Annotated in this window: 5 protein-coding genes and 1 pseudogene; 5 read left to right on the top strand and 1 reads right to left on the bottom strand. The window is 52.6% G+C overall.

Going from position 1 to position 5,148, the window contains the following annotated elements; genetic code table 11:
• The 5 genes from QZ331_RS14240 to QZ331_RS14220 all read left to right on the top strand — a co-directional run.
• Window positions 1–757 (top strand): DUF1015 family protein (locus tag QZ331_RS14240; RefSeq protein WP_294631392.1); only part of this gene is annotated, 757 nt, incomplete at its 5' end.
• Between the two features lie 217 nt (window positions 758–974).
• Window positions 975–1,589 (top strand): YigZ family protein, encoded by a 615-nt coding sequence (locus tag QZ331_RS14235; protein WP_294631390.1) that lies wholly within the window; start codon window positions 975–977, stop codon window positions 1,587–1,589.
• Between the two features lie 11 nt (window positions 1,590–1,600).
• On the top strand, window positions 1,601–2,359 hold the full coding sequence (locus QZ331_RS14230; RefSeq protein ID WP_294631389.1) for a C39 family peptidase: 759 nt from the start codon (window positions 1,601–1,603) through the stop codon (window positions 2,357–2,359).
• On the top strand, window positions 2,349–3,434 hold the full coding sequence (locus QZ331_RS14225; RefSeq protein ID WP_294631387.1) for an HpaII family restriction endonuclease: 1,086 nt from the start codon (window positions 2,349–2,351) through the stop codon (window positions 3,432–3,434). Before QZ331_RS14230 ends, QZ331_RS14225 begins: the two co-directional genes overlap by 11 nt.
• 28 nt (window positions 3,435–3,462) lie before the next feature.
• A complete protein-coding gene (locus tag QZ331_RS14220; RefSeq protein ID WP_294631385.1) occupies window positions 3,463–4,032 on the top strand; it encodes a nitroreductase in 570 nt (189 codons plus the stop codon).
• Window positions 4,033–4,127: 95 nt separating this feature from the next.
• On the opposite strand, the pseudogene QZ331_RS14215 reads toward QZ331_RS14220, so the two are convergent.
• Window positions 4,128–5,148 (bottom strand): annotated as a pseudogene (locus QZ331_RS14215) (glycine dehydrogenase (aminomethyl-transferring)); the annotation flags it as partial.

Below are 5,148 nucleotides of genomic sequence, written 5' to 3'. Positions count from 1 at the left end.
TACGGCCGAAAAGCCCGTGTACGACTTCATCGCCCCGGGCGACGGCTTCGGCCATACGTTCTGGACAATCGACCGTGAGGAGGACATCGCCGCCATTACCGCCGAATTTGCCCAAATGCCTGCCCTGTATATTGCCGACGGACACCACCGTTCTGCCGCCGCCGCATTGGTCGGCGCCGAAAAGGCACGGCAGAACCCGGACCATCGCGGAGATGAAGAGTACAATTACTTCATGGCAGTCTGCTTCCCCGCCAACCAACTCACCATCATCGACTACAACCGTGTGGTGAAAGACCTCAACGGGCTGACTCCCGCACAGTTTGTCGCCGCCTTGCAGAAGAACTTCACCGTAGAAGAGAAAGGAGCCGACATCTACCGCCCGTCCGGCCTGCACAACTTCTCGCTCTACCTCGACGGCCGGTGGTATAGCCTGACCGCCAAAGAGGGAACCTACAACGACGACGACCCTATCGGCGTATTGGATGTCACCATCTCCTCCAATCTGATTCTGGACGAGATTTTAGGAATCAAAGATTTGCGTTCGGACAAGCGTATCGACTTCGTAGGCGGTATCCGCGGACTGGGCGAACTGAAAAAACGGGTGGACAGCGGTGAAATGAAAGTGGCTTTGGCACTTTATCCCGTGTCGATGAAACAACTGATGGACATTGCGGACACCGGCAACATCATGCCGCCCAAAACAACCTGGTTTGAACCCAAGCTCCGTTCGGGACTGGTGATTCATAAGCTGGAGTAAGAACCCCCTTTTCTTTTATACCCATCGAGCGGTCGAACCGTTGTAGTCATTCAGTTGATTGCAACAGTCCGACCGCTCGTTTGTAACGGAACAACTGCCCGTTTCAACCCAATCGACCGCTTGTCCGTATCACACCGACCGCCCGACTGCCGCACACCGGCCCTAATATTTCACAAAGATAGATTGAAAATTCTTAATAAAGCCGTATCTTTGCACCATGACTGCTGAAGATACTTACAAAACCATTATCGAACCTTCCGAGGCTGTTTATACAGAGAAGCGAAGCAAGTTCATTGCCATAGCCATTCCTGTGCGCACCATCGACGAGATAAAAGCACATCTCGAAACCTATCAGAAGAAGTATTACGATGCCCGGCACGTATGCTATGCCTATATGTTGGGCGCGGCACGCAAAGATTTCCGCGCCAACGACAACGGAGAACCCTCCGGCACGGCAGGCAAACCCATTCTCGGACAGATAAACTCCAACGAACTAACGGATATCCTCCTCATCGTAGTCCGCTATTTCGGCGGAATCAAGTTGGGAACCAGTGGACTGATTGTAGCTTACAAGGCCGCCGCCGCCGAAGCCATCGCCGCCGCCACGATTGTAGAGAAAACGGTGGACGAGGAGGTGACACTTATGTTCGAATATCCCTTTATGAACGACGTGATGCGCATCGTGAAGGAAGAGGAGCCGGAGATTATCAGCCAGTCGTACGACATGGATTGCAGCATGACGCTGCGCATCCGCCGCTCGATGATGCCGAAACTGCGTGCACGCCTGGAAAAAGTCGAGACGGCACGCATTCTTGATAACGAAGAGAACTGATTTTTTTCTGAATGAGACGGAGAACCTGTATATATTTCATCCTGCTTTCAGGCCTTCTTGCATGGGCACACAGCCAAGTGTGCGCACAAGAGCCGCCGAAGTCAGCCCCCAATGACATCCCCATCCCCTGGTATTCGCAGAAAATCACCGGATGTCCCTATTCGCACTGCTCCCTGGCCTCGTCCCTGATGGTGTTCGATTATTTCAAGGGAATGACCGCCGGCAAACAACGCTCGGCAGAAGATGCTGAAAAGAAACTGGTGGAGTATCAGCGCAACTACTTTCTGAAGAAGCGCGCCCCCTTCCGCCGCCGCACTTCGATAGGGCAGGGCGGATATTACTCGTTCGAGATAGATTCGTTGGCGCGTTATTATGAAAACATGGTGAGCGCCGAGCATTTCCAAAAGAAAGACTACCGCCTGCTGAGGGAGTACATCGACCGGGGCATTCCGGTGCTGGTGAATGTGCGCTATACAGGGGCAGTCCGTGGTTTGCGTCCCGGGCAGCGAGGGCACTGGATGGTGCTTCGCGGCATTGACAGCACACACGTGTGGGTGAACGACCCTGGCCGCTCGCCCCAGATGCGGAGCAAAGCGGAAAACATCTGTTACCCCATCCGGAAGCAGCCGGGCAACCCCTCTTATTTCAACGGATGCTGGACGGGACGTTTCATCGTAATCACCCCTAAGGAGCGGATACGCACGCCGAATGACACAATCACCAATCAGCAAGAATTTTCACTAAATAAGAACAAGATAGATGGCATTTGAAGCAACTAAAAGAGAATGGTGCGAACTTTACACCTTCTTCCGCCTGTTGGCAGACGGAAAAGTGGCGTTGGGCACCGCAGAGGCGAAGGCGGGAGAGGTCTCCTGGCCTGTTGCAATGATTCAACGGGAAGAGCACGACGGGACGCGCCGGTATTATATCGGGCAAGAGACAATCCGCATCGAAAGCGAGGTGGGTGTCAGAAGCCTGCCGCGCGAGGATTTCGGCATTGTCGCCGACCTGATATTGCAGGCTGTCAAGGCTTCTGCCGGAAACGACGTGACCTCGCCCGACGGTGTGGAAGAGTTTCTGGACGAAGCGGGAATTTTTGATTTGGAAGCGAAGACGGAAGACCGTACCGATTTCTCGGTCGCCTTTTGGCATCCCGAAGCGCCGTTGAGGGGATTCAATGTCCGTTCGCGGCTGAGTGCCATGAATCCGCTGATGGACGGCGGACGTGCGGCGAATCTGAAACTGGAGCAGAGCGGGGTAAAGTTTGCCGTTCCGACGGTGAACAAGATTAATGCCCTGCCCGAATCGCCCAACGAAGTGGCGGAACGCATGATGATGATTGAACGGCTGGGCGGCGTGCTCAAGTATTCGGATGTGGCAGACAGGGTGTTCCGCAGCAACCTGCTGATGATTGACCTCCATTTTCCGCGTGTACTGACGGAGATGGTGCGCATCATGCACTTGGACGGCGTAGCGCGCATCAGCGAGCTGACCGAGATTATCAAACAGATGAACCCTTTGAAAATCAAGGACGAACTTATCACCAAGCATAAGTTCTATGAATTCAAGGTCAAGCAGTTTCTCATGGCGCTGGCGTTGGGAATGCGTCCGGCGAAGATATACAATGGGCAGGATTCGGCGGTAGAGGGTGTTCTGTTAGTGGATGGAAGCGGAAATGTGCTTTGTTATCATAAATCGGAGAGACAGGCGATGGAAGATTTTCTCTTCTTCAATACCCGTTTGGAGAAAGGTGCGCTGGAGAAGGATAAATACGGTTTTCTGGAAAGGGAGAACGGGGTGTATTACTTCAAACTGAATGCGAAAATCGGACTGCTGAAAAGATAACTTTTAAACAAGATAGACATCACATCGTATGAAAACAAATGAGATTTTAGAAAATATCAAAGCACGCCGCAGTGTGAGGGCTTATACAGACCGGCAGGTTTCGGAAGAGGACTTGTCGGCGGTTTTGGAAGCGGCAACTTATGCGCCGAGTGGAATGCATTTTGAAACGTGGCATTTCACGGCGGTGCGGAATGCGGATAAACTGGCGGAACTGAACGAACGCATCAAGGGGGCTTTCGCCAAAAGTGAAGACCCGCGTTTGCAGGAACGCGGACACAGCAAGACGTATTGCTGCTATTATCATGCTCCGACTTTGGTCATCGTCTCCAACGAACCCACTCAATGGTGGGCGGCGATGGACTGTGCCTGTGCGATAGAAAATATGTTTCTTGCCGCTCGCTCTTTGGGAATCGGTTCCTGTTGGATTAACCAGCTCGGAACGACTTGCGACGACCCCGAAGTGCGCGCGTTTATCACCTCATTGGGTGTGCCCGAACATCATAAGGTGTATGGTTGTGTGGCTTTGGGATATGCCGACCCGCAGATTCCGATGAAGGAGAAGGTGGTGAAAGCGGGCACGGTGACGATTGTCGGATGATCCGGTGGATTCAACCGTTCTGCATAGCAAAATTCCCCTCCTTCTCAGAAGAAAGAGGGGAATTTTGTTATTTCGGCCTATTCTTTTCCAATCCGTCAATCGAATGTTCCGTAACGGGTAGGCAGCAGTTTGCGGTCTCCCAGCGTGTTGTCCACACGTGCCACATTTATCCAGAACTTGTTCTCACGCACACTTTCTATCGGGTAAGCCGCTTTCTCGCGTGTGTATGAGTGTTCCCAATGCTCACCGACAATCTCATATTCGGGATGCGGAGCGTTAATCAACACATTGTCATTCTTGTCCGCTTCGCCGTTCTTCACCTCCTGGATTTCTTTCCATATATTCAGCATGACAGCTACGAAGTTGTCCAGTTCGGCAAGGCTTTCGCTTTCTGTCGGCTCAATCATCAATGTGCCGTGAACCGGGAAGGAGAGGGTAGGAGCATGATAGCCGTAATCCATCAGACGTTTGGCAATGTCATTCTCCGAAATACCTGTTTCCTCGTGCACTTTGCGGCATTCCAGAATCATTTCGTGTCCCACAAAACCATTTGCTCCGCGATAGACGATTCCGTAAGTGTCTTTCAGACAAGCTGCCAGGTAGTTGGCATTCAGAATCGCAATCTGGGTAGCCTGCGTCAGACCTTCCGTGCCCATCATGCGGATATATCCGTAGGTGATGGGCAGGATACCCGCACTTCCGAAGGGAGCGGAAGATACTTGGTTCTGCACGTTTCCGAAGATACCATGTCCGGGCAGGAAGGGAACCAGATGGGCCGCCACACAGATGGGACCTACTCCCGGACCGCCGCCGCCGTGAGGAGAAGCGAATGTCTTGTGAAGATTCAGATGGCAGACATCGGCACCGATAAAGCCTGGGTTGGTAAGCCCTACTTGTGCGTTCATGTTGGCGCCATCCATATATACTTGTGCGCCGCACGCGTGAATGATTTCGCAGATTTCCTTTATCTCCGTCTCAAAGATACCATGTGTGGAGGGATAGGTAATCATCAGTGCGGCCAATTCGTTTTTGTTTGCTTCGGCTTTGGCACGCAAGTCGTCCATGTCGACATTGCCCAATTCATCGCACGCGCAGGTGACGGTCGTAAAGCCTGCC

The organism is uncultured Bacteroides sp., assembly GCF_910586915.1.
Classification (GTDB): Bacteria; Bacteroidota; Bacteroidia; order Bacteroidales; family Bacteroidaceae; genus Bacteroides.
Note: the sequence above shows the minus strand (reverse complement) of the source record. Positions and strands in the feature narration are given on the sequence as shown.

Bases quoted from the DNA above. Each gene is read 5' to 3' on its own strand.
- QZ331_RS14225 (WP_294631387.1), top strand. From the start codon at position 2,349: ATGGCATTTGAAGCAACTAAAAGAGAATGGTGCGAACTTTACACCTTC.
- QZ331_RS14235 (WP_294631390.1), top strand. From the start codon at position 975: ATGACTGCTGAAGATACTTACAAAACCATTATCGAACCTTCCGAGGCT.
- QZ331_RS14220 (WP_294631385.1), top strand. From the start codon at position 3,463: ATGAAAACAAATGAGATTTTAGAAAATATCAAAGCACGCCGCAGTGTG.
- QZ331_RS14230 (WP_294631389.1), top strand. From the start codon at position 1,601: ATGAGACGGAGAACCTGTATATATTTCATCCTGCTTTCAGGCCTTCTT.